Here is a 23,330-nt window from a genome sequence, read left to right on the forward strand (position 1 = left end):
CCGCGGCGCCGGAACCCGTGACCCGGGATTTGGGACCCGGGATTCGGGGCACTTCACTCTGCGGCAAGCACGGCGGGCCGCGTTGCCCGTTCGCGCCGGGCCAGGACGATCTGGACCGTCATCACCAGGGCCAGCGCCGCCACGGCCGCAACCGTGGACAGGGGCTCGGGCAGGATCAGCCCGAAGGCCGCGGCTGCCAGCAGCAACCGCCAGCCCGGATGGAGCCGGCGGATCAGCCAGCCCTGATCGGCCGCCGCCAGCGCCGTCACCGCCACCAGGCAGGCGAGGGTGGAAGAGAGGATGGTGAGCGGCGCCTGGTCCACGATCAGCACCCCCGGATGGTAGACCATCAGGAAGGGGATGATGAAACCGGTCGCCCCCAGCCGGACCGCCGCCATGGCCTGCCGCATGGGATGAACGCGCGAGATCGAGGCGGCCGAGAAGGCCGACAGCGCCACGGGCGGTGTGATCGCCGACATGATGCCGAAATAGAAGATGAACAGATGCGCCGTGATCACCGACAGCCCGAGCTGGGTGAGGGCTGGCACCACGGTGAAGGCGAGCAGCAGATAGGCGGGTGTCGTGGGCAGGCCGGTGCCGAGCACCAGAGAGGCGGCCATGGTGGCCAGAAGCGCCATGAACAGGTCGTCGCCGCCGACCGCCAGAACCAGCTTGCTGAAGGCGAGGCCGATGCCGGTCATGTTGACCACGGCCAGGATGATGCCGACGGCGGCGCACATGGCGAGCAGGCCCAGCCCGTCGCGGGCCGCTTCGATCAGGACGCGCATGACGACCCGCGGCCCCATGCGCATCGGCGCATGCCAGATGCCGCCGAGGAAGATCACCGCGATACCGGCAAGACAGGCATAGGCGGGTGAATAGCCCGAGGCGAGCAGGGCGACGATGCTGCCTGCCGATGCGGCGACCGTCAGGCCCTGGATCACATCCCCCCGGTCGACCGGGGGCAGTTCGGCGGCGGCACGGGCATCGGCCGCTTCCATGCCGCCGGCCCGGGCCGCGAACAGGACCCTGAGCGAGATGCTGGCATAGAACAGCAGGCAGGGCAGGATCGAGGCGATCACGATAGTGACGTAGGGGATGCCGGTGATGTCGGCCATCAGGAAGGCCACGATGCCCATGACAGGCGGGGTGATCTGGCCGATGGTCGAGGCGCAGGCTTCGACCGCGCCGGCAAAGGCGGGGCGATAGCCGGCCCGGATCATGAAGGGAATGGTGAACGAGCCCGTGGCGAGCACGTTTGCCGGGCCCGAGCCGGACAGGGACCCGAAGCCCATGCTGGCGACGACGGCGGCCTGGGCGGGCCCGCCGGGAACGCGCCGGGTGGCGCGACCGGCAAGACGGATGATCGAGTCGCCGGCACCGCTGGCCCGCAGGACGGCACCGTAAAGCACGAAGACATAGATCATCGACGCCATCAGGCCGAGCGACGAGCCCAGGATGCCGCCCTGGCCGAACATCTCTTCAAGTGCCACTTCCAGCCGGACGCTGGAATGGTGCAGCACGCCCGGCAGCCAGGGGCCCGCCCAGACGAAGCCCATGAAGCCGACCACCAGCAGGGCCATGCCCATGCCGCAGGCCCGGCGGGTGATTTCCAGCGTCACGATCAGCGTGGCGCAGAACACCATCACGTCTTCAGGCAGCGGAAAGCCCATGCGGTACGAGAACATCTCGAACCAGTCGATGAACACATAGACCATCGCCGCCAGAATCGCGGTCAGAAAAGCGAGGGTCAGGGCGCGATCGGCCAGGCGACCGGCCCGGCCGCTGCGCCAGGTGGCGGGCAGTGTGGGGGTGGAAAACAGGATGGCCGCGGCGCCGAGCAGCAGCACCGCACCGCGCTGCACGGGCAGTGGCAGCTCCCCCAACGCGATCGTCGCCAGGATGAAGATCATGAGGGCGAGGCCGCAGGCATCGGCAAGGCCGCGGGTGGTCCGCGTCCAGCCGTCGGAACGGGCCGCCGGCCTGAGGCCGGGGCCGTCGGTAATGACGCTCATCGGATGTGTCCTCGATTCTGGTCGGGAAGACGCAACGACCCGTGCCGGCCCGCCATGCGCCTGGTCAGGCCGCCGGCCGGTCGGTCGAGCTTCTTCGGGATGCGTCTGTGGCGGGCGGCGGGGGCGCCCGGGAAATCAGGGCTTCATGACGCCGGCTTCGACATAGAAGCGCTTGGCGCCGGGATGAATGATGCCGCTGGCGCTCCGCACGGCCTCGTCGAGCGACATGATCGAGAGTTCGCGCGAGGCATGCCGCACCTCGTCGATGTTCTCCCACAGCGTCTTGACCAGCCGGTAGGCGACATCGTCAGGCATGTCGCGATGGACGATGATCTGCATGCGCGTCGTCCAGCTCACCACCGGCGCCTCGGGCTTCAGATGGCCGTCATAGGCCGCCGAGATACGCTCCGGGGCAAGCGTGACCAGATCGTAATAATCCGCGGCCGGAAAGGTCTTGCGCCAGCTGTCCATGGCGACCGGATCCAGGCCCACATAGGCGAGGTCGCTCTGCAGCGCCGCCGAGGCGACGGCCCCCTGCGGCAGGCCGCCCCAGAGATAGACCGCATCGATCATGCCGTTGCGCAGCTCGTCCATGGCGGTCGAGTATTCAAGGTATTGCGCCTTAACCTGACCCTTGGCCGGATCCAGCCCATGGGCGGCCAGAAGGGCGAGATTAACCGTGCCCGAGAAGCCGCCCGGCGTGCCGACCGCAATGGACTTGTCCCGAAGATCGGCCAGGGTGCGGATGCCTGATCCGGCGCGCGTCAGATAATGTGCGACACCGCTTTCCAGCGTCAGCAGTACGCGGACGTCGTCATAGTATTTCCCGTCCTCGGCCCTGCCCTTGAACATGAACAGCCCGTCACGGGCATAGAGCAGATGCGGTGAGGCGATGATGCCGATATCCCAATCTTTGTCGACGACGCCGCGCAGCAGCTTCGGCGTGCCGCCATGGGCCACCACTTCCATGGTGATGCCCGACCGGGTCTTGTCGAGCAGGGTGGACCAGGTGACCCCCAACGCGTATTCATCCGACGTATTGCTGATGGTCGCGAATTTGACCTCGACCGGGTCTGCGGCTGCGGCCGGCCCGATCGGTGACAGGCCGGCTGCCACCCAGACGCAAAAGGCCATCGTTCCGGCAGCCGCTTTCAGGGCGGCTGCCAGTCCGCCGCGCCATGCGCGGCCCGTGCTCGTCGTCATCTGCCCCTGTTCTCCCCTCTTCGCTCCATCCCACGGAGCGCGTCGATGCGGATGCGGGTCCGGCTCGCCTTGGCGTTTCTCGTATCGGTATATGATACTTCTTATAAATCGCCTTATACGTTGTTTTTATATCTTTAATTGAATCCGTTGCGCATATCCATCCCGAATTACGCGAATCCGGGTGGCGCAATGCGGCTGTCTGCCCCGCGGCACGGCACCGTCGCATGCCGTGAACACCGTGACGATTCGGGGGCCAGTGGTGCAGTGATTGACGCAGGGATGCGGGCTAAATACGGTCTCCACAGTCCCGGTCGTGCCGGTTCAGGCACGGTTCCATTCGTGTCGAGCGAGACGATGATGCTGCGCCTTACCGCCTTCGCCCGCCTGCTCCGGATTGTTCCGGCTCTTCTGGTCTGCCTGCTTCTTCTGACGACGATCGCCGTCGCCCCGCTGCAGGCCCAGACCCTGCCCGGACTGCCCTCCACAGGTTCCGGCTCCGCCGATACCGCCACCAGCGACGGTCAGGCGGAGGTCGATGCGCTGATCAAGCTGCTCGAGAACCCGGAGGGCCGGGAGAAGCTGATCGAGCGCCTGAAGGCGGCGGAAACCCCGGCGGAGCCCGCCGAGGGCGAGGAACTTGCAGCCGAACTGGTGATGCCTTTCCTTGACGGTCCGGCGACGGTGATCGCCAACCGCCTGGATGCGCTGGGGCGTGATCTGCAGAAGGCGGCGGTCGCGCTGTCGCATACGCCCGACGAGCTGGAGCGTATCGGCCGCGGCCTTGCCAACGACAGGAAGCGGGAGCAGTGGATTGAGCTGATCGGCCGTCTGGCGGCGGTGGTTGCTGCGGGCTTTCTGCTGGAATGGATTGTAAAAGCGCTGCTGTCGCGCCCCCGTCGCCGGCTCGGGACCAACCCGCCGGCCTCGCGCTGGCGCCGGGCTGCACGCGGTATCTGCCTGCTGCTGATCGATCTTCTGGGTATTGCCGGCTTTGCGGGCGGTGCCGCCGCGGCCACCGCCCTGGTGCGCCCGACGGGCGACGCTGCGATGATCGCGATCGCCGTCGTGCAGGCCAATATCGCCGTGCGCGCGATACTGGCGGCCGGGCGCATGGCGCTTCGTCCGCAGGTGCGCCGGCTTCGGCCGCTGCCCTTCTCTGACGAAACCGCCGCCTATCTCTACATCTGGCTGAAGCGCTTTGCGCGCATCACCGTCTATGGCTGGTTCCTGTACGACGTCGCCCGGACGCTCGGGGTCTCGCCGCCGGTGCTGCTGGTCGCGTCCAAGGTCTTCGGCCTGTTCGTGGCCAGCCTGGCGGCGGTGGTGGTGCTGCAGAACCGCCGCGAGGTCGCCGATGTGATCGCCGGCCGCCGGCCGCTCCAGTTCGGTGCCGACGACGTGCCGGGCACCGAGGCGGCGATGGCCGATCCCGGCGACGGGTCGGCACCGCTCGGGGTGACGCCGGCAGAGGCGGATGTCCGGACCGCCGACGACGACGTTCCGCCCGATCTTGCCGCCGCCGCCGCCGACCGGGCGCGCGAGGTGACGCGTGCGGGCATGGCGACCCTGCGCGCGCGTCTCGCCGATGTCTGGCATGTGCTGGCGCTGGCCTATGTCGCCATTGCGGCCGGGATCTGGCTGCTGGGGGTCGATGGCGGTTTCACCTTCCTGGCGCAGGCGACCGGCGCCACCGTCCTGATCCTGCTGCTGGACCGGGTGGCGGTGATGGCGGCGGAACGGATGCTGGAGCGGCTGTTCTCGGTCTCGGACGAGTTCATCCTGCGCCATCCCGGCATCGAAACCCGGGTGAACCGCTATCTGTCCATCACCCGTACCGCCATCGTCGGCTTCATCCATGTCTTTGCGGTGCTGGCGCTGCTCGAAGTCTGGGGGCTGGGCGGTCTGGCCTGGCTCGCCTCCGACGCCGGCGCCCGGGTGGTGGGGGCGCTGGTCAAGATCGTGGTCTTCGTGGTCGGTGCCGCGGTGATCTGGGAAATGGTCGATGGGGCCATTTCGCGGCGCCTGCAATCCGATGGCGATCGCGCGCCCACCACGCGCGCCAAGACCCTGCTGCCGATGCTGCGCAACGTGGTCATGATCATCCTGACCCTGGTGGTGGTGCTGACCGTCTTCTCGGAAATCGGCATCGACATCGCGCCGCTGCTGGCCGGTGCCGGCGTCGTCGGCCTCGCCATCGGTTTCGGTGCCCAGACGCTGGTCAAGGACTTCATCACCGGCGCCTTCATCCTGTTCGAAGACACGATCTCGGTTGGCGACGTGGTCACCGTCGCCGGCCAGACCGGGGCGGTGGAACGCATGACCGTGCGCACCATCCGCCTGCGCGACGTGGAGGGTGTGGTGCGGACCGTGCCGTTCAGCGCCGTCGACATCGTCCAGAACCTGACCAAGGACTTCTCCTACGCCCTGCTGGATATCAGCGTCGCCTATCGCGAGAATGTGGGCGAGGTGGCCGAGATGATGCGCGAGGTCGGGCTGGCCATGGGGCACGATCCGGAGTTCCGGGATCTGATCCTTCAGCCGATCGAGATTTTCGGCCTCGACCGCTTCGGTGCCAGCGACGTGGTCGTCCGCGGCCGGATCATGACGAAGCCCGGCCAGCAATGGGGGATCAAGCGCGCCTTCTTTGCCCGCATCAAGCAGGTCTTCGACGAGCGCGGCATCGAGATCCCCTTCCCGCACACCACGCTCTATTTCGGCGTGGGCAAGGATGGCAAGGCGCCGGCTGCGCCGGTGCAGGTGCTCAAGGCCGAAGGCTCCTGGCGCTCGGGTGCGACGGGACATGCGGCCCCCAAGCTGCCGGCGGTGGCACCAGCGGCAGAGGATCCCGAGGACCGGCGCGACGTTCGTGCGGTACCCGGCGACGAAGACAGCCGTCGCCCGCCGCGGATCGACGAGGAGTCGGGCGAAGCGGGTGGCGACTCCCAGCCCTCACGTTGAGGCCTGGGCCGGCGTGTACGACAGGCGTTCCCGCCCCGCTCTTGCCCCTCCGGCCCATGGCGCTTATCCTCCGGCGGCCCCATCCGGCTCGTGAACGGCCTGAGGCGGGGGCGGCGGCGCGTGCCGTCGGGTCCGGTGGAAGCGAGGTGACGACATGGGCGAACCGCGACAGATGGGGGCGGTCAACTGGCGGGGCTTCGCGACCCTCTACTTGCGCGAGGTGCGCCGCTTCGTGAAGGTGGCGGGCCAGACCCTGACCGCACCGGTGGTGACGGGTCTGCTGTTCCTCGCGATCTTCTCGCTCGCCCTCGGCCGGGCAGTCGAGACGGTGGGCGACGTGCCCTATCTGGAATTCCTGGCGCCCGGCCTGATCATGATGCAGGTGGTCCAGAACGCCTTCGCGAACTCGTCTTCGTCGCTGATGATTTCGAAGGTACAGGGCAATATCGTCGACGTGCTGATGGCGCCGCTTTCAGCCGTCGAGATGACGCTGGGCTATGCGCTGGGGGCGGTGACCCGCGGTGTGACCGTGGGCATCGTCCTCATCGCGGCGATGAGCCCCTTCGTGCATTTCGAATTCGCCCATCCGGGCTTCGTGATCTATCACCTGGTCGCCGCCTCGGCGATGATGGCGCTGATCGGTATTCTGGTGGGCGTCTGGGCCGACAAGTTCGACCAGATGGCGGCGATCACCAACTTCGTGATCACCCCGCTTTCCTTCCTGTCGGGCACCTTCTATTCGGTCGCGCGCCTGCCCGAAGGCTGGAGCTTTGCGGCGCATCTCAACCCGTTTTTCTATATGATCGACGGGTTCCGCTATGGCATCACCGGCCATGCCGATGGCTCTGTGCTGGCGGGCATGGCCGTGCTGGCCGGCGTCGACCTGGTGCTTGGCATCGCCTGCTGGCGGGCACTGGCCCGCGGCTGGAAGCTCAAGGCCTGATCCGGCGGATCGTCCGCGACGGTCGTGGCCGGCAGGCCTGCCGGATGCGGCCGTCTTCGGCGTTGCGTCGGCCTCGTTCCGTTCCGTCTCTCCAACCGTAATCGGTTCCGCGATGTCCTCATCCACTCTGGCGCTCGTCGTGCGGCATCCCAAGCTGAAGGCCCTCTATGGCCTCTGGCTGCGGCTGTGCGCCGGCGGCAGCTTTCCCGCCCTCGACGGCATGTCGCCGGCCGACCTCAGGCCCTGGCTCGACAACATGGCCATCCTGGGTCTGGACGAAACCGGTGGTTACGTCTATCGCTATTACAGCCCTGCTTATGCATCCGCCTTCGGCGGCGACCTGACCGGCTGCACCCTGGCCCGGATCGCGGCCGATCGGGCAGCCGTGCTTGCCGCCGAATACGACGCGGTGCGTGCCGACCGGCTGCCGGTCTCGCGGGTGTACACGGCGATGTTCGACGGCGAGCAGCAGACCTGGGAACGTCTGGTGCTGCCCTTCTTCGATCTCGACGGCGAGGTGAGCAAGCTCCTCGTCGCCGCCTACAGGGTGGACGCATGACCGCACGGCGCCCCTATACGCTGCCCGATCTGGACCCGCGCCGCGAGCCCGAGCAGGACAACGCCATGCCACCGCGTGCCGAGGAATTCGGCCTGTGGTGCGCGATGACCGACCGCCCCTTCCGTCTGATCAAGCTGGCGCTGGACGATAGCGGCCAACCGGAATGGGCGATCGAAGCCCATCCCGGCACCGAGCAGGCGGCCGTCATCTATGCCACCGGCACCGTCGACGAGGCGCAGGCGCTGGCGGTTGCCTATGGCTTCCTGGCGGGGGTGGAATGGTCGGAAGCGGCCCTTGCCCCGGCGCTGGAGCCCGAGGATGGCGAAGACTGGCCCGACGAGGCGGAAGCCCTCGCCCTGGCTTTGTCCGTGCCCCTGGTTCTGCCGCCGCCGCTGATGGAAGGCGAGTTGCTGACGGCCGAGGTGATCCCGGGCGAAGAGCCGGTGTTCGACTTCCAGGCGCTGGCCGCCGCCAATGAAGCCGATGCCGAGGCAGAGGTCGTCGATATGGCCGGGCCCGTCACCGAAGAGTCCGTCACCGAAGAGTCTGAGGCGGCACCCGTCACAGACGACGCCGGCGAGGATGATTCCGACGCGGATGCGGTGGGGCCTGCCGACGCCACAGCGGACGAAGATGCGGCGGGGGATGTCTCCGAAGCGCCGGTCCACGCCGATCCGCAGCTCGACGACGCCTTTGCCGACGAGGATGCAGAGGCGGATCCCCTCGACGACATCCTCGATGAGGATCTCGACGACGCGGACGCCGATGATGCCGTCGAGGCCGAGGCTGTCGACGAGAACGAGGCGGATGACGTAGCGGCCGCCGATGAAGGGGCCGGCGAGGACGAGGCAGCTGAGGACGGTGCAGGCGACGACGAGCCGGCGAGCTGGGACGACACGGAACAGGATGCCGGCTATGTCCTGCCCGCCCTCGCTCTGCTGGCGACATCGGAAGCCGAGGACGACCCCGCGCTCGACGAGGGTGTGCTGGCCGACAAGACCCGCAAGCTTGAAACCGTGCTCAGGAACTTCCGGGTGCGGGGCGAGATCATGGAGGTCCGGCGCGGGCCGCTGGTGACCCTGTTCGAGCTGGAGCCGGTGCCCGGCACCAAATCCTCGACCGTGATCAATCTCGCCGACGACATCGCCCGGTCGATGAGCGCCATCACCGCGCGTATCGCCGTGGTGCCCGGACGCAGCGTGATCGGTATCGAACTGCCCAACGAGTCGCGTGCGACCGTCTATCTCCGCGAAATCCTGGCCTCGCCCGCCTATACCCAGGCGCATCACCGCCTGCCGCTGGCGCTGGGCAAGAATATCGGCGGCGAGCCGGTGGTGGTCGATCTGACCCGCATGCCGCATCTGCTGATCGCCGGCACCACCGGCTCGGGCAAGTCGGTCGGCATCAATGCCATGATCCTGTCGCTGCTCTACCGGTTGCCGCCGGAACAGTGCCGGCTGATCATGGTCGACCCCAAGATGCTGGAACTGTCGGTCTATGACGAGATCCCGCATCTGCTGACCCCGGTCGTCACCGACCCCAACAAGGCGGTCGCCGCGCTGAAATGGGTCGTGCGCGAGATGGAGAGCCGCTACCGCTCCATGTCGCTTTTGGGCGTGCGCAACATCGAAGGCTATAACGGCCGGGTGGCCGAGCTTGCCGAGCGCGGCGAGCAGGTGACCCGCCGGGTGCAGGTCGGCTACGACAAGGCGAAGCAGGAGCCGATCTTCGAGGAGCAGATCGTCGACCTTGAACACCTGCCCTATATCGTGGTGGTCGTCGACGAGATGGCCGACCTGATGCTGGTGGCGGGCAAGGAGATCGAGACCCTGATCCAGCGGCTGGCCCAAATGGCCCGCGCCGCCGGCATCCATCTGATCATGGCCACCCAGCGGCCCTCGGTGGACGTGATCACCGGCACCATCAAGGCCAATTTCCCGACCCGGATTTCCTTCCAGGTCACCAGCCGCATCGACAGCCGCACCATCCTGGGCGAAGCGGGGGCCGAGCAGCTTCTGGGCCAGGGCGACATGCTGTTCATGGCGGCCGGCGGGCGCATCACCCGCGTCCACGGGCCCTTCGTGAGCGATCGCGAGGTCGAGGAGGTGGTCGAGCATCTGCGCGGCCAGGGCCGGCCCGACTATGTCTACAGCGTCACCGAAGAGGATGACGGCGATGGTCCGGTCGAGGGTCTGCCGTCGGATGACGTCACCCCTGAGGGGGAGGATGACGGCGACATCTTCGCCCAGGCGGTTTCGCTGATCCTGCGCGAAGACAAGGTCTCGGTCAGCTTCATCCAGCGCCATCTGCAGATCGGCTACAATCGTGCCGCCCGGCTGGTGGAGCGGATGGAGTCCGAAGGCATGATCAGCCCGCCCGACCATGTCGGCCGGCGCCAGATCCTGGTCAATGCCCGCAACTACTTCGCCGAGCGTCGCCAGCAGAGCTGAGATTCAGGGCTTTGCGGGGTAGCCCCCCGGTTCCGGGCTTGAACGACCGATGGACCGTCCTAATCTCTCCCCTGACGGGAGAGGGCAGGACGGTCCTTGACGTTTCAGGCATATCCGACGTGTCAGGCACGGTGTCTCAGCCGGAAAGGTGCGCATCATGACCATCGCCAGGATCCTGGCGGCAGGGATCGCGGTGACGGCAGCGGCGACGATCGCGGCGGTCGCAGTGCTACCGGCCTCTGCGCTGCCGCGCAGCACCGGCGGCGAGGCATCGAAACATGCGACGGCGGAGGCGACCGGTATGACGGCCTATGATTTTTCCCTGCCGGCCATCGATGGCGGCACCATCGACATGGCGGCCTGGCGCGGCCAGCCGCTGCTGATCGTCAACACCGCCTCGCTCTGCGGCTTCACCCGGCAGTATGAGGGGCTGGTGAAGCTCTGGCAGGACTATCGCGACCGTGGCCTGGTGGTGGTCGGTGTCCCCTCGGGTGATTTCGGCGGCCAGGAATACGACGAGGCCGGTCGCACCAAAGAATTCTGCACCGTCACCTATGGCGTCGATTTCCCGCTGGCTGAAAAGCAGACGGTGCGCGGCAGCGAGGCGCATCCGCTGTTTCGCTGGCTGACCGCCTCGCTCGGCGAGGACGCGGCGCCGCGCTGGAATTTCCACAAATACCTGATCGATGCCCAGGGGCGGGCGGTGAAGAGCTGGCCCTCGCGGGTGGAGCCGACCGATCGTGAGATCGTCTCGGCGATCGAAGCCGTCCTGCCTCAGCGGCAGGCCAGACTGAACTGACCCCCGTTCGGGAGGCCGGGTCCCCTTCAGGCGTCCCTGGGCATCGTGCCGCCCGAAAGTCGCCGCGCCGCAATCCGCGCGAAGCGCAGGGTCAGCGCCTTGCGGCGGGCAGGGGCGAGCGGCGGGCGTGGTTTCGCCTCGCGCAGGATCGCCGCCTCGAAGGCGTCGGCCAGGATCAGCCCCTCGTCTTCGGGCAGGATCTGCTGCGGAAAATCCGGGGCGACGGCGAACAGGAAACGGTCGGCCCAGTCGGCATATTCCGGCCATTTCCGGTCGGTGCGAAAATCCGCGGCGCCGCTCTTGATCTCGATCAGCGTGAACTGCCCTCTGGCGTCGAGCGCCATCAGATCGGCCCGCCGACCTGAGGCGAGCGGAAATTCGGCGAGCACGGCCATATCCATCGCCTCTTCCAGCATCCGCCTGGTTCCGGCGGCCACCATGGCCGCGATGCCCGCGACCGAATTGCCGGCAGCGGGGGGCTTCGCCTCGTCGTCCATCACAATCTGTAGGCCTCTGCAAGTCTGACGGCGGTTTCGATCGCGAGCGCATGGCGGCGTGCCAGGGCCTCGACATCCTCGTCATAGCCGCCACCCAGCACCGTGGCCACCGGAATGCCACGGGCGAGACACCGGTCGAGCACGAGATGTTCTCGGGCGGCCAGGCCGCGATCGGTCAGCGCCAGCCGGCCCAACCGGTCGTCCCGATGCGGATCGACCCCCGCCAGATAGATGACCAGATCCGGCCGGGGCGCGTCCAGAAGCCCGGGCAGGGCGTCTTCCAGCTGATCGAGATAGGCCGCGTCGCCGGTGCCGTCCGGCAGCTCGATATCGATGGTGCTGCGGGCCTTGCGGACCGGGAAGTTGCGGGCCCCGTGCATGGAGAAGGTCACCGCCCAGGGCTGATCCTCCAGAATGCGGGCGGTGCCGTCGCCCTGATGAACATCCAGGTCGATGATCACCACCCGCCCGGCCCGACCCGTGGCATGCGCGTGACAGGCGGCCACGGCGACGTCGTTGAACACGCAGAACCCGGCACCGAAGCCCGCATGGGCATGATGACTGCCGCCGGCGGTGTTGCTGGCGATGCCGCGGTCCAGGGCTGCCTCGACCGCTGCCACCGTGCCGCCCACCGAGGCCGTCGCCCGCATCACCACCGGCGGGGTGACGGGCACGCCGATGCGGCGGATCGCCGTCGGATCCAGCCGGCAGGCCAGTACGTCGGCGACGTAATCGGGCGTATGGGCCCGCTCCAGCAGGGCAGCATCCGCAGGCTCGGGCACGACATGGCGAAACCTGTCGGCGAACGGCCCGCGGTCCAGATGCGCCTTCAGGGCCGCGAACTTGCCGATCGGGAAACGATGCCGTGGCGGGAAGGGCACAGTGTAGCAGGAATGATGCACCAAGCTCAGACTCATTCGACGCAACCCTTGACCTGACCCCGTGTCGCGAAACATTAAGGATGCTGTGACAATATGTGGCGTCAATCCGGTCCGCCCATCATGGATCGTAAAACGGCCGCAGGAGTTGAGCGACGGAAGGCACGCCCGAGGCCGCCCGTCGCGAAGCCCGATCGGCCGGAACGGCGCCGGTTGCCTGTTTTTCCCGGCCGGTTTCGGGAGTATTCTCGAAGCCGCGCCTTCGTGCGAAGCCTGCCGCCATTCCCCTCGCCGGGCGGCGTGGAGAAGGTGCAGGCTCGCGAAGCACAGCGGGGGTTGCATGATCTCCGAATGGCAGCGTGAGCTGCGGTGCCCGACCGTCTGAAATCCGGCCGGATACCGGAAATCACGCGCCAGAAGCCCTGATGCAGGCCGTGTTCTATGGTGGGCATCAAGGGTGACGAAAAAGCCACGACGATGACTCGGGCATCATCTGCCGTATTCGATAGGATGCCCGGCAACCACCCCAACGGCTTCACCAAGGAGGGTAATCCATAATGAACGCGCTGAACCGCATTGCCGTGGTCGGCCTCGTTGCCGGCAGCATCTCTGCCTGCGGTCTGATCGACCCCGACAGCATCGCGCAGACCCCCGCCCCGGCCGATCCGTTCCTGGCGGCGCTGTCGGACGAGTATCTGGCGCTGGCCCGCGCCGAGCGCGCCGAGTTCGACTGGGTCGACGGCGACGTCTTCGCGCAGAAGGGCGAGTGGGCCCGCGAGGGCACCATGGTGCCGCCGGAGCAGCTCTCCGACTGGTACCTGCCGGCCGCCTCGGTTCCGGCCCTGTCCTCGGCCCGTCAGCGTCTGATGACTCAGCTGAACGGCGGCGCCACCTCGGCCAAGCCGGTTGCGGCCGCCAAGGCCCAGGCCGGCTTCGACTGCTGGGTCCAGGAGCAGGAAGAGAACCATCAGCCCGAGGACATCGCGGCCTGCCGCAAGATGTTCGAGGATGCGATGGCCGAGCTCGAGGCCAAGGCCGCCCCGGCGCCGCAGCCGGTCGCCGTCGTGAAGCCGGTCGAGTTCCAGATCTTCTTCCCGTGGGACAGCGCCCAGCTGCACGGCCAGGCCTATGACATCATCCGTGATGCCGCCCAGGCCTATAAGGAGCGCAAGTCGGTCGCGCTGCGTCTCGACGCGCACACCGACCGTTCGGGCCCGATCCCGTACAACGACCGCCTGTCGACCCGCCGCGCCGAGTCGGTGACCGCCGAGCTGGTGAAGCTGGGCGTGCCGCGCAACGCGATCACCGCCGTCGCCCATGGCGAGCGTGACGTGCCGGTGCCGACCGCCGACGGCGTGCGCGAGCAGCGCAACCGCGTCGTGATCATCCGTCTGGCGCAGTGATCCCGGCGGATCCTGACCGACGCCGGCCCGGGTGACCGGGCCGGAGATCGCGAAGACGACAGAAAGGGTGGATCCGCTCCGGCGGGTCCACCCTTTTTTCGTCGGGTGACGTAGGCCTGCGGGTTTCACGGTGCGGGTGCAGCCATTCGGGCCGTGACATGTTCTGTCACCGGACAACCGGGCCGGGATGAGGCATGGTGGGCTCGGAACATCTGACAGACCGTATCCTGGTCCCCGGGGAGAGAGGCGCGGATGATGAAGAAGATCCTGATTGCAGCTGGGGCGCTGGTGGTCGTGCTGGCCGGCGCCGCGATCGCGGCCCCCTTCCTGATCCCGACTGAGGCGATCGTGCAGCGGGTCACCGCCGAGGTGGAGGCCCGCACCGGGCGCAAGCTGGTGATCGAGGGAGATGTCGGGCTGAACGTTCTGCCCGATCTTGCGGTCCGGGTGGACGGCGCCCGCTTCGCCAATGCCCCCTGGTCGGATGCCGGCGACATGGCGCGTATCGGCCAGTTGCAGGTTGAACTCGCCCTCTGGCCGCTGCTGTCGGGCGATGTTCAGGTGCGGCGTTTCGTGCTGGACGAGCCGGTGATCCGGCTGGAGCGTAACGCCGATGGCGCGGCCAACTGGCAGATCCATGCGGGCGGACAGACGAGCACGGGCACCCTGACGCCGGCGGCACCCGCGGCCGGCGGGTCGGCCCCGGCTGCGCCGGCTGCAACGCCGTCTTCCGGTGGCGGGCTCTCGGGTCTCAGTCTCGGCGAGGTGAAGATCACCAACGGCACGGTCATCTATACCGATGCCATGAGCGGCACCGACGAGCGGCTCGACGATGTGAACCTGACCCTTGCCGCCCCCGATCTCGAGAGCAGCCTGACGCTTGCGGGCGATGCCAGCTGGCGGGATCAGCCGGTGACGATCTCGGCCGAAGCGGGGCAGACCCGGGCGGTGCTTGAAGGCGGCAAAACCCCCGTCAGCCTGGATCTCGGCCTGGGTGAGGGCAAGATCCATCTCGCCGGCGATGCCAATCTTGGTGCCTCGCCGGGCTTCAACGGGACGGCCGGGCTGTCGCTGCCGGATCTCCGGTCGATCATTGCTGCCGCGGCCCCCGGGCCGGCCCTGCCGGATGGCGTCGCCACCCGGTTGAACCTCGACGGCCGGATCGACGCCACGGCGACGCGGGTCGCATTCACCGACATGAAACTGGGCGTCGACGATATCGAGGCCACGGGCTCCCTCTCGGCCGATATCGCAGGGCCGCGCCCGAAGATCACCGCCGGCCTGACCACCGGCGATCTGGTGCTTGATCGCTATATCGCAGGCGGATCGGAGCCCGGTGCCGGGAACGGCGCGGCCGGGACGGACAAGGCCGCGGGCGGCTGGAGCGACGATCCGATCGATCTCTCCGCCCTGGGGCTGCTCGATGCCGATGTCACGCTGAATGCGACCTCGGTCAGCCTCGGCGATACGAAGCTGGGGGCGACCGAACTCCGCCTGGCCATCGATGACCGGCGGGCGCGGATCGAGGTGCCGAAGACCACGCTTTATGGCGGCAGCGGTTCGGCGACGATCGGCCTTGATGGCCGGGCGGCGCCTGCGTCGATGAGCGTCAAGGCGACCTTCAGCGGTCTCGACATGCTGCCGCTGCTGAAGGCGGCAGCCGATTTCGACCGTCTGGAAGGCAAGGGCCGGCTGGAGGCCGATCTGACGGCGCGCGGCAACAGCCAGCGTGCCCTGATCGGGTCGCTCGGCGGCAAGGGGCTGTTCGAATTCACCGACGGCGCGATCCGCGGCATCAACATCGCGGCGCTGATCCGTGATCCGACCGGCGCCCTGCGCGGTGATACGGCTGATGCGCGCAAGACCGATTTCGCCCGCCTTGCCGGAACCTACACCCTCGACAAGGGCATCCTGACCAATCGCGACGCCGAAATGCAGGCGCCGCTGCTGCGGGTCGGCGGGCAGGGGACGGTCGATCTGCCGGCGCGGCGGGTCGATTATCGCATCGAGCCCAAGGCCGTGGCCAATCTGGAAGGCCAGGGCGGACAGACCGGGCTCTCCGGCGTGATGGTGCCGGTTCTGGTTCAGGGCCCCTGGGACAACCTGTCGTTCCGGCCCGATCTGGAAGGGACGGTCAAGCGCACGCTCGAAGATCCCGACGCCACGCGCAAGGCGCTCGACGACGTCCGCTCGGGCAATTTCGGCGATGCGCTGAAGGGGCTTCTGGGGCGCTGAGATCGTCCCGGGCGCGGGCCGTAAGGATCGCGCAAGCCGTGGGTAAGTGGGGTGAAAGCCCGCATGGGTAGGCTGATGACGTGGCGCGGGACGGTGCCGTCCGTGCCGCCACATCGGATCAGCTTCCCCACTGCCCTCTGGAGCCTCTCCCCATGTCGTTTGCCCGTCTGTTTGCCGCCGTCGCGGCCCCCGCCGCCGTTCTGACCGTCCTGGCCGCGCCGGCCCTGGCCAGCACGACCTGCACCAGCGCCCCCAAGGATAAGTGGATGTCCGAAGACCAGATGAAGGCGAAGATCGCCGAAATGGGCTACAAGGATATCCGCACCTTCAAGACCACCAAGGGCAATTGCTACGAGATCTACGGCCACGACAAGGAAGGCCGGAAGGCCGAGGTCTATTTCGACCCGACCGACGGCCATATCGTGAAGCAGGAGATCGATTGAGCCATGGCTGCGGGGATCGAGGCGGCCGCGCGGCCGGGCGGGCCCGGGGTCCGGGTCTGGGATCCGGTCGTGCGTGCCTTCCACTGGATTACGGTCGTGGGCTGCGTGCTCGATCTGGGTCTGCTTGAAGAAGGCGAAGGTCCGCATCGTCTGGTCGGCTATGTGCTGGCGGCGGTGCTGGCCATACGGATCCTCTGGGGGTTCGTGGGCACGCGTCATGCGCGCTTCGCCGACTTCATCCCCGCGCCGCGCCGGTTGACCGGCTATTTTCGCGACCTTCTGGCTGGCCGAGCCCGAGACTATGTCGGGCACAATCCGGCGGGTGCGGTCATGATGCTGGCGCTGATGGCCCTGCTGGTCGTGGTCACGGTGACGGGCATCATGACGACCACCGATACCTTCTGGGGCGTCGAGTGGGTGGAAGGGCTGCATGAGGCCGCGGCCGAGGCGATCATCCCGCTCGCCCTGGTCCATGCGGCGGTTGCGATCCTGGAGAGCCTGTTCGGCCGGGTCAATCTGGTCGCAGCCATGGTCACCGGCCGCAAGCGCTGGCGACGCTGAGCCGCTCCGCCCGGCTGCCCCTATCTGCTGTCGCCGCACCGCCGCGCCTCGCGCGGCGGTGCGGTTTTTTCGGCAGGGGGCGTCTGGAAAGGCGGGATCGCATGCACTGCCGTCAGCGGCACTTTGCGGCCGGTGGCGACGGCGCTAGGCTGTCGGCCCACCCTTGCCGGTGGCAGATCGCCCGTGCCCGGAGCCGCCCTTCATGACCGAAGTCGACATCGCCCCTGATATTGGCGTCAGCCTCCAGCTCGTGGTTGCGACCGCAGCGATCCTCGGCAATATCGCACTGCATACAATTGCGACCGTTGCAGTGATCGCCGGGCTCCGGCGCTTCGAGCCGACGATGTCGAAACTTCTGGGCGATGCCTTTATTGCGGTTCCGATGATGGTTGCGGCCGCCACCCTCGGCATGCTGGTCGCCCATACCATCGAGATCTGGGGTTGGGCGGTGATGCTGCTCTGGCTGGGCGAGTTCTCGAACCTCGAATCCGCACTCTATTTCTCGGTGGTGACCTTCAGCACGCTTGGCTATGGCGATATCGTGCTCGACCACCAGTGGCGGCTGCTGGGGGCGATGGCCTCGGTCAACGGTATCATCCTGTTCGGCTGGACCACCGCCGTGGTGGTGGCGGTGCTGACCAGCGCGATCGAGCGCCATGACGAGCGCCGGTCGGCGCGCAAGGCGCGAGAGGGCCAGCCCGAGGGGCATCATGCCTGGCAGCCCTGGCATCCGCATGCCCCGTGGCGGCCGCATATTCAGGAGGTGCGCCACCGCGCCGACCATATCTCAGATCATAACGCCGGCGCGGGCGACTGATCGGGACCCCGCGCTCAGGGTACCGGCGGCGGGTTGCGGGCGGCCATGGTCCGCTGCTGATGCCAATAGGGATAGGGTGGGCTGACGGCGCTGGCGGCGTCGAGGCGGGCGATCTGGTCGGTGTCGAGCATGATCTCACCGGCCGTCAGATTGGCCGCCAGCTGTTCCGGCGTGCGGGCGCCGATCACCAGCCCGGAAATTCCCGGCCGGCCCAGCAGCCAGGCGAGGGCGAGGCGGGGAATGCTGTGCCCCGTCTCGGCTGCCAGGGCCTCGAGCACATCGGTGATCGCATAGAGCCGTTCGTCCGGTACCTGCCAGCTGGCATCGGTCGCGGCCCGGCTGTCGGCCGGTGCCGGGCGGTTGCGGCCGACACGGCCCGAGAGCCGGGCCCCGCCGAGGGGGCTCCAGACCAGGGTGCCGACCTTCTGGTCGAGCCCGAGCGGCATCAGCTCCCATTCGGCATCCCGGGCGACGAGGGAATAGTAGACCTGGTGCGCCACCGGCCGTGGCAGACCCAGGCGGTCGGCCGCCGCCAGCATCTTCATCAGGTGCCAGCCGGAATAGTTCGAGACCCCGGCATAGCGGATCTTGCCGTCGCGGATCAGCGTGTCCAGCGCATGCAGCATCTCGTCGACCGGTGTCACCGCATCGAAAGCGTGAAGCTGGTAGAGGTCGATCCGGTCAGTGCCGAGCCGCTTCAGGCTCGCCTCGCAGGAGGCGATGATCCGGCTGCGCGAGGTGCCGAGATCATTGGGGCCGGGCCCCAGCGCCATGCCGGTCTTGGTCGCGATCAGCAGCTGGTCGCGCCTGCCGCGGATCGCCTGCCCCAGGATTTCTTCCGACCGGCCGAGCGAGTAGCTGTCGGCGGTGTCGAACATGGTGCAGCCGGCATCCAGCGCCAGATCGACCAGCCGGGTGGCCTCCGCCACCCCCGTCTCCCCCCATTTGCGGAAGAAATCGGTGCCGCCGCCGAAGGTGGCGGTGCCCAGGATCAGCGCCGGGACCTTCAGCCCCGAACCGCCGAGCGTGCGGTATTCCATGGATCGTCCTCCCCGGTTGCGGTCTGCCGCGCAAGGCGGCAGACCCGCAGCAGAGCGGAAGCGGACGGTCGGGTCACCCCCAAATCGGCCGGGGGGCAGCCTGAGCGGAATTCAACCTGGTGGGCGATCAGCCCTGGCGCAGCCGCGCCACCAGCCCCTCGGCCCCGGCCGTGACCTGGGCCCAGGTGAGGTCGAAGCCTGCATCGGCGCCGTAATAGGGATCGGCCACCGCCTGCCCCAGCCGGCCGGGGACATGATCCAGCATCAGCGACAGCTCTGCCGTGGCCCCGGCGGGGGCCAGTCGGCGCAGCGCCTCCAGATTCTCGTGATCCATGGCGACCAGATGGGTGAAGCGGGTGAAGTCGGATCCCTTCACCTGACGGGCACGATAGCCGCTGATATCGATGCCGTGACGGGCGGCCACGGCCCGGGCCCGTCCGTCGGGCATCTCGCCCGCATGCCAGCCGCCGATGCCGGCTGAGTCGATCACCACCTCCAGCTCCGCCGCCGCGGCCGCCCGGCGCATCGCGGCTTCGGCAAGGGGGGAGCGGCAGATATTCCCCAGGCAGACAAACAGAATGGCGGGCGGCGTGGTGGCCATGATCGGATTCCGGTGACGGTGGCTGGCATGAGGCTTTCTCTGCCGCATTGCGGCGAAAGGAGCAAGTCTCCGCCTTGTGATGCCGCGCCCGCAGCCTTACCAATAGATGGAGGCGGTGGCGGATGGCACGACCCCGCGGAAGAGCAGGGAGCAGGGTGTGAGCGACGACGACGGCATGACGCGCGGTCCCGCCAGGGCGGCCAACGGCAACGGGTCCGATGCAGCTCTGAAGGACGATATCCGCTTCCTCGGCCGGATCCTGGGCGACATCGTCCGCCTCAACGAGGGGGCGGAGGTCTTCGATCTGGTGGAGCGGATCCGCCAGACATCGATCCGCTTCCATCGCGACGAGGATCGTGCCGCGCATGACGAACTCGATGCGCTGCTCGGCGGCATGGACACGGTGCAGGGGCTGAAGATCGTCCGTGCCTTCAGCTATTTCTCCCATCTCGCCAACATCGCCGAGGATCAGGACCGGTTGCGCCAGTCGCGCGCCGGCATGCCCGACGGCGACGGTCCGGCGGCCGGAACGCTCGACTATGCGATGGCGCGCGCGGCGACCGACGGGCTCGATCCCGACCGGCTCGCGGCCTTTTTCGACACCGCGCGGGTGGGGCCGGTGCTGACCGCCCATCCGACCGAGGTGCGCCGCAAGAGCACGCTGACGCGCGAGGCGGAAATCGCCCGCCTGCTCGACCGTCGCGACCGCGAGCGGCCGCAGGGCGAAGAGGCGGCGGCGATCGAGGAAGAGGTCACCCGCGCGGTGCTCACCCTCTGGCAGACTGCCATGCTGCGCCGCACCCGCCTGACCGTGATCGACGAAGTGGTCAACGGGCTCAGCTATTACGACGAGACCTTCCTGACCGAGGTGCCGGCCGTTCACGCCCGGGTGGAAGACATGCTCGCCCGCCGCGCCGGCAGCACCGCCGAGGCGCGGGCGGGTGTCGCCTCGTTCCTGAAGATGGGCAGCTGGATCGGCGGCGACCGCGACGGCAACCCGTTCGTGACCGCCGACGTGTTGCGCACGACCATGCGGCTGCACACCCGCCAGGCGATGAAATTCTATCTTGCCGAATTGCACGAACTTGGGGCCGAACTCTCGCTGTCGGCGACGCTGGTGCCGGTGAGCGACGATCTGGCGGCACTGGCTGCGGCCTCGCCGGTGACGCCCGAGCATCAGCGCCAGGAACCCTATCGCCTGGCGGTGGCCGGCATTCATGCCCGGATGGCGGCGACGGCTGAGGCGCTCGACGCGGCCGATGCGGTGACCCGCCCGGTGCCCGCGGCGCCGCGCTATGCCGATCCGGCCGGACTTGCCCGGGATCTCGACGTCGTTCATGAGAGCCTGGTGGCCAATGGCTCGGTTCTGCTCGCCCGCGGCCGGCTGCGGCGTCTGAGGCGGGCGGTCGACTGTTTCGGCTTCCATCTGGCGGTGCTCGATCTGCGCCAGAATTCGGCGGTGCATGAGCGCACGGTGGCCGAACTGCTGGAGGTGGCCGCTCCCGGCACCGACTATCTGTCGCTGGACGAAGAGGCACGCATCGCGGTTCTGGAGCGCGAGCTTGCGACCACCCGGCCGCTGGTGTCGCCCTTCGCAAAATATTGCGAAGAGACCACGGCCGAATTCGCAATCTTCGCAGAGGCGGCGGCGACCCATCGTCGCCTCGGGCCCCAGGCGATCGAGAACGTGATCATCTCGAAGACCGACGGGGCCTCGGACCTGCTGGAACTGGCGCTGCTGCTGAAGGAGGTCGGGCTGGTGCGGCCCGACGGAACCGCCGCGGTGAATATCGTACCGCTGTTCGAAACCATCGCCGACCTCAGGGCCGCGCCCCAGATCATGCGGCGGGTCTTTGCCTGCCCGGCCTATCGCCGTCTCGTCGCCTCGCGCGGCGAGATGCAGGAGGTCATGCTGGGATATTCCGACAGCAACAAGGATGGCGGCTTCGTCACCTCGCGCTGGGAACTCTACAAGGCGGAGACGGAGCTGGTCGCCTGCTTCCGCGAGGCCGGGGTGGCGCTGCGCCTGTTCCACGGGCGCGGCGGCTCGGTCGGCCGGGGCGGCGGATCGGCCTATGACGCGATCCTGGCCCAGCCGGCCGGCGCTGTGGGCGGCCGGATCCGGGTCACCGAACAGGGCGAGATCATCTCCAGCAAATACGCCAATCCGGGCCTCGGCCGGCGCAACCTCGAAACCTTCGTCGCCGCCACGCTGGAAGCGAGCCTTCTGCCGCAGCCGGCCTGCGCCGACCTCGAGGCCGACATGGCGGCGATGGAAGAGCTGTCCGACACCGCCTTTACCGCCTATCGGGCCCTCGTCTACGAAACGCCCGGCTTTGAAGACTATTTCTGGGCCTCGACCGTCATCACCGAGATCGCCTCGCTCAATATCGGCAGTCGTCCGGCCTCGCGCAGCCGCACGCGGCGGATCGAGGATCTGCGGGCGATCCCCTGGGTGTTCTCGTGGTCGCAGTGTCGGGCGATGCTGCCCGGCTGGTACGGGTTCGGGGCGGCGGTGACCGCCTGGCGTGACCGTCATGGCGAGGCAGGGCTCGACCGGTTGCGGCGCATGTATCGCGACTGGCCCTTCTTCACCACGCTGCTGTCGAACATGGAGATGGTGCTGGCCAAGACCAGTATGGCGATCGCATCCCGCTATGCCGAACTGGTGCCCGACGAGGCGCTGCGCGAAGCGGTGTTCGGCCGGATCCGTGCCGAATGGCAGTCGTCCGAGGCGGCACTTCTGGCGATCACCGGCCAGACGATGGTGCTGGAGCGGACGCCGCAGCTGGCGCGGTCGATCCGCGACCGCTTCCCCTATCTGGATCCGCTGAACCATGTTCAGGTCGAAATGCTGCGCCAGCACCGGTCGGAGGCGGGCAGCGACCGCCATCTCTCCGGCATCCATCTCACCATCAACGGGATCTCGGCCGGGCTGCGCAACAGTGGCTGACCCCGCAGATCCGGGGAGGCATGTCTCCGGTGCATGACATCGACACCGCGCTGCTGCGCAGTTTCGTTTCTCTGGCGGAAACGCGCAGTTTTTCCCGCACCGCCGAACGGGTCGGACGGTCGCAGTCGGCCGTCAGCACCCAGATCCGCAAGCTGGAGGATCTGGTCGGTTGCACCCTGTTCGACCGGGACAAGCGCAATGTCCGCCTGACCCGCGAGGGCGAGGTGCTGCTGGGCTATGCCCGCCAGATGATCCGGCTGTCGGATACGATGCTCGACCGGTTCCGCACGCCCGAGATCGCGGGCGAGGTCCGCTTCGGCTCGCCCGAAGACTTCGCCACGCGCTATCTGCCCGAGATCCTGGCGGCCTTCGCGGCCGCCCATCCCCGCATCCGGCTGGATGTGAACTGCGATCTGACCCTGCATCTGATCGACGGCCTGAAGGCCGGGCGCTACGACCTGATCGTCATCAAGCAGGATCCGGACGATCTGCATGCCGACAGCATCCGGCTCTGGCGGGAACATCTGGTCTGGGTCGGGGGGCCGGAGATGAGCCCCGAGACCCCCTTTGCCGAGGTGGCCGAGGCGGCATCCGCCGACCCGTTGCCGCTGGTATTGTCGCCGCCGCCCTGCGTCTACCGGGCGCGTGCGACCCGCGCGCTGGCCGAAATCGGCCTGCCCTGGACGGTGGCCTATTCCAGCCCGAGTTTTGCAGGCGCGGTTGCGGCGGTGAAGGCCGGGCTGGGCTTCACCGTGCTGCCCCGGACCATGGTGCCTGAAGGGCTGGTCGGGTTCGATGCCCGCCGTGGCTGGCCGGCGCTCAGCGATGCCGAGATCTGCCTGCTGTCGGTGCCGCGGCCGGATCCCGCCACCGATGCCCTTGCCGGTTTCATCCGCGATCGGGTCCAGACTTATCGATAAAAGTGATAAGATTGATTAGATAAATCCGTTTCACGGATTTTTCTGCATATGCGAA

General features: G+C 67.9%; 18 protein-coding genes. 12 read left to right on the plus strand and 6 right to left on the minus strand.

Features of this window, described 5'->3' with window-relative positions:
• Positions 1-53 precede the first annotated feature (53 nt).
• Both TMO_RS02045 and TMO_RS02050 read right to left on the minus strand, forming a co-directional pair.
• Entirely contained in the window at positions 54-2,015 is a 1,962-nt protein-coding gene (locus tag TMO_RS02045; protein WP_014743917.1) for a TRAP transporter permease, read from the minus strand.
• A gap of 135 nt (positions 2,016-2,150) precedes the next feature.
• Complete coding sequence (locus tag TMO_RS02050; protein WP_014743918.1) at positions 2,151-3,218, minus strand: TAXI family TRAP transporter solute-binding subunit; 1,068 nt, start codon at positions 3,216-3,218, stop codon at positions 2,151-2,153.
• Between the two features lie 354 nt (positions 3,219-3,572).
• On the opposite strand from TMO_RS02050, the gene TMO_RS28940 reads away from it, so the two are divergent.
• The 5 genes from TMO_RS28940 (at position 3,573) to TMO_RS02075 (ending at position 10,927) form a co-directional block, all read left to right on the plus strand.
• Positions 3,573-6,176 (plus strand): mechanosensitive ion channel domain-containing protein, encoded by a 2,604-nt coding sequence (locus tag TMO_RS28940; protein ID WP_051045287.1) that lies wholly within the window; start codon positions 3,573-3,575, stop codon positions 6,174-6,176.
• 154 nt (positions 6,177-6,330) lie between these two features.
• The gene (locus tag TMO_RS02060; RefSeq protein ID WP_014743920.1) at positions 6,331-7,119 is read left to right on the plus strand and encodes an ABC transporter permease; all 789 of its coding nucleotides are present in this window, start codon (positions 6,331-6,333) and stop codon (positions 7,117-7,119) included.
• A gap of 112 nt (positions 7,120-7,231) precedes the next feature.
• Positions 7,232-7,678 (plus strand): PAS domain-containing protein, encoded by a 447-nt coding sequence (locus TMO_RS02065; protein ID WP_041604788.1) that lies wholly within the window; start codon positions 7,232-7,234, stop codon positions 7,676-7,678.
• A complete protein-coding gene (locus tag TMO_RS02070; protein WP_014743922.1) occupies positions 7,675-10,128 on the plus strand; it encodes a DNA translocase FtsK in 2,454 nt (817 codons plus the stop codon). Before TMO_RS02065 ends, TMO_RS02070 begins: the two co-directional genes overlap by 4 nt.
• Positions 10,129-10,285: 157 nt before the next feature.
• Positions 10,286-10,927, plus strand: a complete 642-nt coding sequence (locus TMO_RS02075) for a glutathione peroxidase (protein WP_014743923.1) — start codon at positions 10,286-10,288, stop codon at positions 10,925-10,927.
• 26 nt (positions 10,928-10,953) lie between these two features.
• Here TMO_RS02075 and TMO_RS02080 read toward each other — a convergent pair whose 3' ends face one another.
• Together TMO_RS02080 and TMO_RS02085 are read right to left on the minus strand one after the other, a co-directional pair.
• Positions 10,954-11,424, minus strand: a complete 471-nt coding sequence (locus tag TMO_RS02080) for an MmcB family DNA repair protein (protein ID WP_051045288.1) — start codon at positions 11,422-11,424, stop codon at positions 10,954-10,956.
• A complete protein-coding gene (locus TMO_RS02085) occupies positions 11,424-12,341 on the minus strand; it encodes a histone deacetylase (protein WP_041604789.1) in 918 nt (305 codons plus the stop codon). The genes TMO_RS02080 and TMO_RS02085 overlap by 1 nt, the downstream gene beginning before the upstream one ends.
• A 518-nt stretch (positions 12,342-12,859) precedes the next feature.
• Between TMO_RS02085 and TMO_RS02090 the strand changes: the two genes are divergently transcribed.
• From TMO_RS02090 to TMO_RS02110, 5 genes are all read left to right on the plus strand, one after another.
• Positions 12,860-13,705 carry an OmpA family protein gene (locus TMO_RS02090; protein WP_014743926.1) on the plus strand — a complete coding sequence of 282 codons (846 nt, stop codon included), beginning with the start codon at positions 12,860-12,862 and terminating at the stop codon, positions 13,703-13,705.
• A 252-nt stretch (positions 13,706-13,957) separates the two neighbouring features.
• Positions 13,958-15,940 (plus strand): AsmA family protein, encoded by a 1,983-nt coding sequence (locus tag TMO_RS02095; protein WP_014743927.1) that lies wholly within the window; start codon positions 13,958-13,960, stop codon positions 15,938-15,940.
• 152 nt (positions 15,941-16,092) lie between these two features.
• Positions 16,093-16,383 carry a PepSY domain-containing protein gene (locus tag TMO_RS02100; RefSeq protein ID WP_014743928.1) on the plus strand — a complete coding sequence of 97 codons (291 nt, stop codon included), beginning with the start codon at positions 16,093-16,095 and terminating at the stop codon, positions 16,381-16,383.
• A gap of 3 nt (positions 16,384-16,386) precedes the next feature.
• Positions 16,387-16,944: a cytochrome b/b6 domain-containing protein gene (locus TMO_RS02105; RefSeq protein ID WP_014743929.1), complete on the plus strand. Its 558-nt coding sequence runs from the start codon at positions 16,387-16,389 to the stop codon at positions 16,942-16,944.
• A gap of 202 nt (positions 16,945-17,146) precedes the next feature.
• Positions 17,147-17,761: a potassium channel family protein gene (locus TMO_RS02110; RefSeq protein ID WP_014743930.1), complete on the plus strand. Its 615-nt coding sequence runs from the start codon at positions 17,147-17,149 to the stop codon at positions 17,759-17,761.
• Between the two features lie 14 nt (positions 17,762-17,775).
• Here the strand turns inward: TMO_RS02110 and TMO_RS02115 are convergent, their stop codons facing one another.
• Positions 17,776-18,801 carry an aldo/keto reductase gene (locus tag TMO_RS02115; RefSeq protein WP_014743931.1) on the minus strand — a complete coding sequence of 342 codons (1,026 nt, stop codon included), beginning with the start codon at positions 18,799-18,801 and terminating at the stop codon, positions 17,776-17,778.
• A 127-nt stretch (positions 18,802-18,928) separates the two neighbouring features.
• Positions 18,929-19,402 carry a low molecular weight protein-tyrosine-phosphatase gene (locus TMO_RS02120; RefSeq protein WP_014743932.1) on the minus strand — a complete coding sequence of 158 codons (474 nt, stop codon included), beginning with the start codon at positions 19,400-19,402 and terminating at the stop codon, positions 18,929-18,931.
• A gap of 175 nt (positions 19,403-19,577) precedes the next feature.
• Between TMO_RS02120 and ppc the strand changes: the two genes are divergently transcribed.
• Positions 19,578-22,355 carry a phosphoenolpyruvate carboxylase gene (gene ppc / locus TMO_RS02125; RefSeq protein WP_051045436.1) on the plus strand — a complete coding sequence of 926 codons (2,778 nt, stop codon included), beginning with the start codon at positions 19,578-19,580 and terminating at the stop codon, positions 22,353-22,355.
• Positions 22,356-22,375: 20 nt separating this feature from the next.
• Positions 22,376-23,275: a LysR family transcriptional regulator gene (locus tag TMO_RS02130; RefSeq protein WP_041604790.1), complete on the plus strand. Its 900-nt coding sequence runs from the start codon at positions 22,376-22,378 to the stop codon at positions 23,273-23,275.
• Positions 23,276-23,330: the final 55 nt, after the last annotated feature.

The sequence above is a fragment of the Tistrella mobilis KA081020-065 genome (genome assembly GCF_000264455.2).
Classification (GTDB): Bacteria; Pseudomonadota; Alphaproteobacteria; order Tistrellales; family Tistrellaceae; genus Tistrella; species Tistrella mobilis.

Excerpts from the sequence above, each read along its gene's own strand:
- TMO_RS02070 (WP_014743922.1), top strand. The coding sequence starts at position 7,675 with ATGACCGCACGGCGCCCCTATACGCTGCCCGATCTGGACCCGCGCCGC.
- TMO_RS02080 (WP_051045288.1), bottom strand. The coding sequence starts at position 11,424 with ATGGACGACGAGGCGAAGCCCCCCGCTGCCGGCAATTCGGTCGCGGGC.
- TMO_RS02100 (WP_014743928.1), top strand. The coding sequence starts at position 16,093 with ATGTCGTTTGCCCGTCTGTTTGCCGCCGTCGCGGCCCCCGCCGCCGTT.
- TMO_RS02130 (WP_041604790.1), top strand. The coding sequence starts at position 22,376 with ATGTCTCCGGTGCATGACATCGACACCGCGCTGCTGCGCAGTTTCGTT.
- TMO_RS02115 (WP_014743931.1), bottom strand. The coding sequence starts at position 18,801 with ATGGAATACCGCACGCTCGGCGGTTCGGGGCTGAAGGTCCCGGCGCTG.
- TMO_RS02060 (WP_014743920.1), top strand. The coding sequence starts at position 6,331 with ATGGGCGAACCGCGACAGATGGGGGCGGTCAACTGGCGGGGCTTCGCG.
- TMO_RS02045 (WP_014743917.1), bottom strand. The coding sequence starts at position 2,015 with ATGAGCGTCATTACCGACGGCCCCGGCCTCAGGCCGGCGGCCCGTTCC.
- ppc (WP_051045436.1), top strand. The coding sequence starts at position 19,578 with ATGACGCGCGGTCCCGCCAGGGCGGCCAACGGCAACGGGTCCGATGCA.
- TMO_RS02085 (WP_041604789.1), bottom strand. The coding sequence starts at position 12,341 with ATGAGTCTGAGCTTGGTGCATCATTCCTGCTACACTGTGCCCTTCCCG.
- TMO_RS02050 (WP_014743918.1), bottom strand. The coding sequence starts at position 3,218 with ATGACGACGAGCACGGGCCGCGCATGGCGCGGCGGACTGGCAGCCGCC.
- TMO_RS02065 (WP_041604788.1), top strand. The coding sequence starts at position 7,232 with ATGTCCTCATCCACTCTGGCGCTCGTCGTGCGGCATCCCAAGCTGAAG.
- TMO_RS02090 (WP_014743926.1), top strand. The coding sequence starts at position 12,860 with ATGAACGCGCTGAACCGCATTGCCGTGGTCGGCCTCGTTGCCGGCAGC.
- TMO_RS02110 (WP_014743930.1), top strand. The coding sequence starts at position 17,147 with ATGACCGAAGTCGACATCGCCCCTGATATTGGCGTCAGCCTCCAGCTC.
- TMO_RS02095 (WP_014743927.1), top strand. The coding sequence starts at position 13,958 with ATGATGAAGAAGATCCTGATTGCAGCTGGGGCGCTGGTGGTCGTGCTG.
- TMO_RS28940 (WP_051045287.1), top strand. The coding sequence starts at position 3,573 with ATGATGCTGCGCCTTACCGCCTTCGCCCGCCTGCTCCGGATTGTTCCG.
- TMO_RS02075 (WP_014743923.1), top strand. The coding sequence starts at position 10,286 with ATGACCATCGCCAGGATCCTGGCGGCAGGGATCGCGGTGACGGCAGCG.
- TMO_RS02120 (WP_014743932.1), bottom strand. The coding sequence starts at position 19,402 with ATGGCCACCACGCCGCCCGCCATTCTGTTTGTCTGCCTGGGGAATATC.
- TMO_RS02105 (WP_014743929.1), top strand. The coding sequence starts at position 16,387 with ATGGCTGCGGGGATCGAGGCGGCCGCGCGGCCGGGCGGGCCCGGGGTC.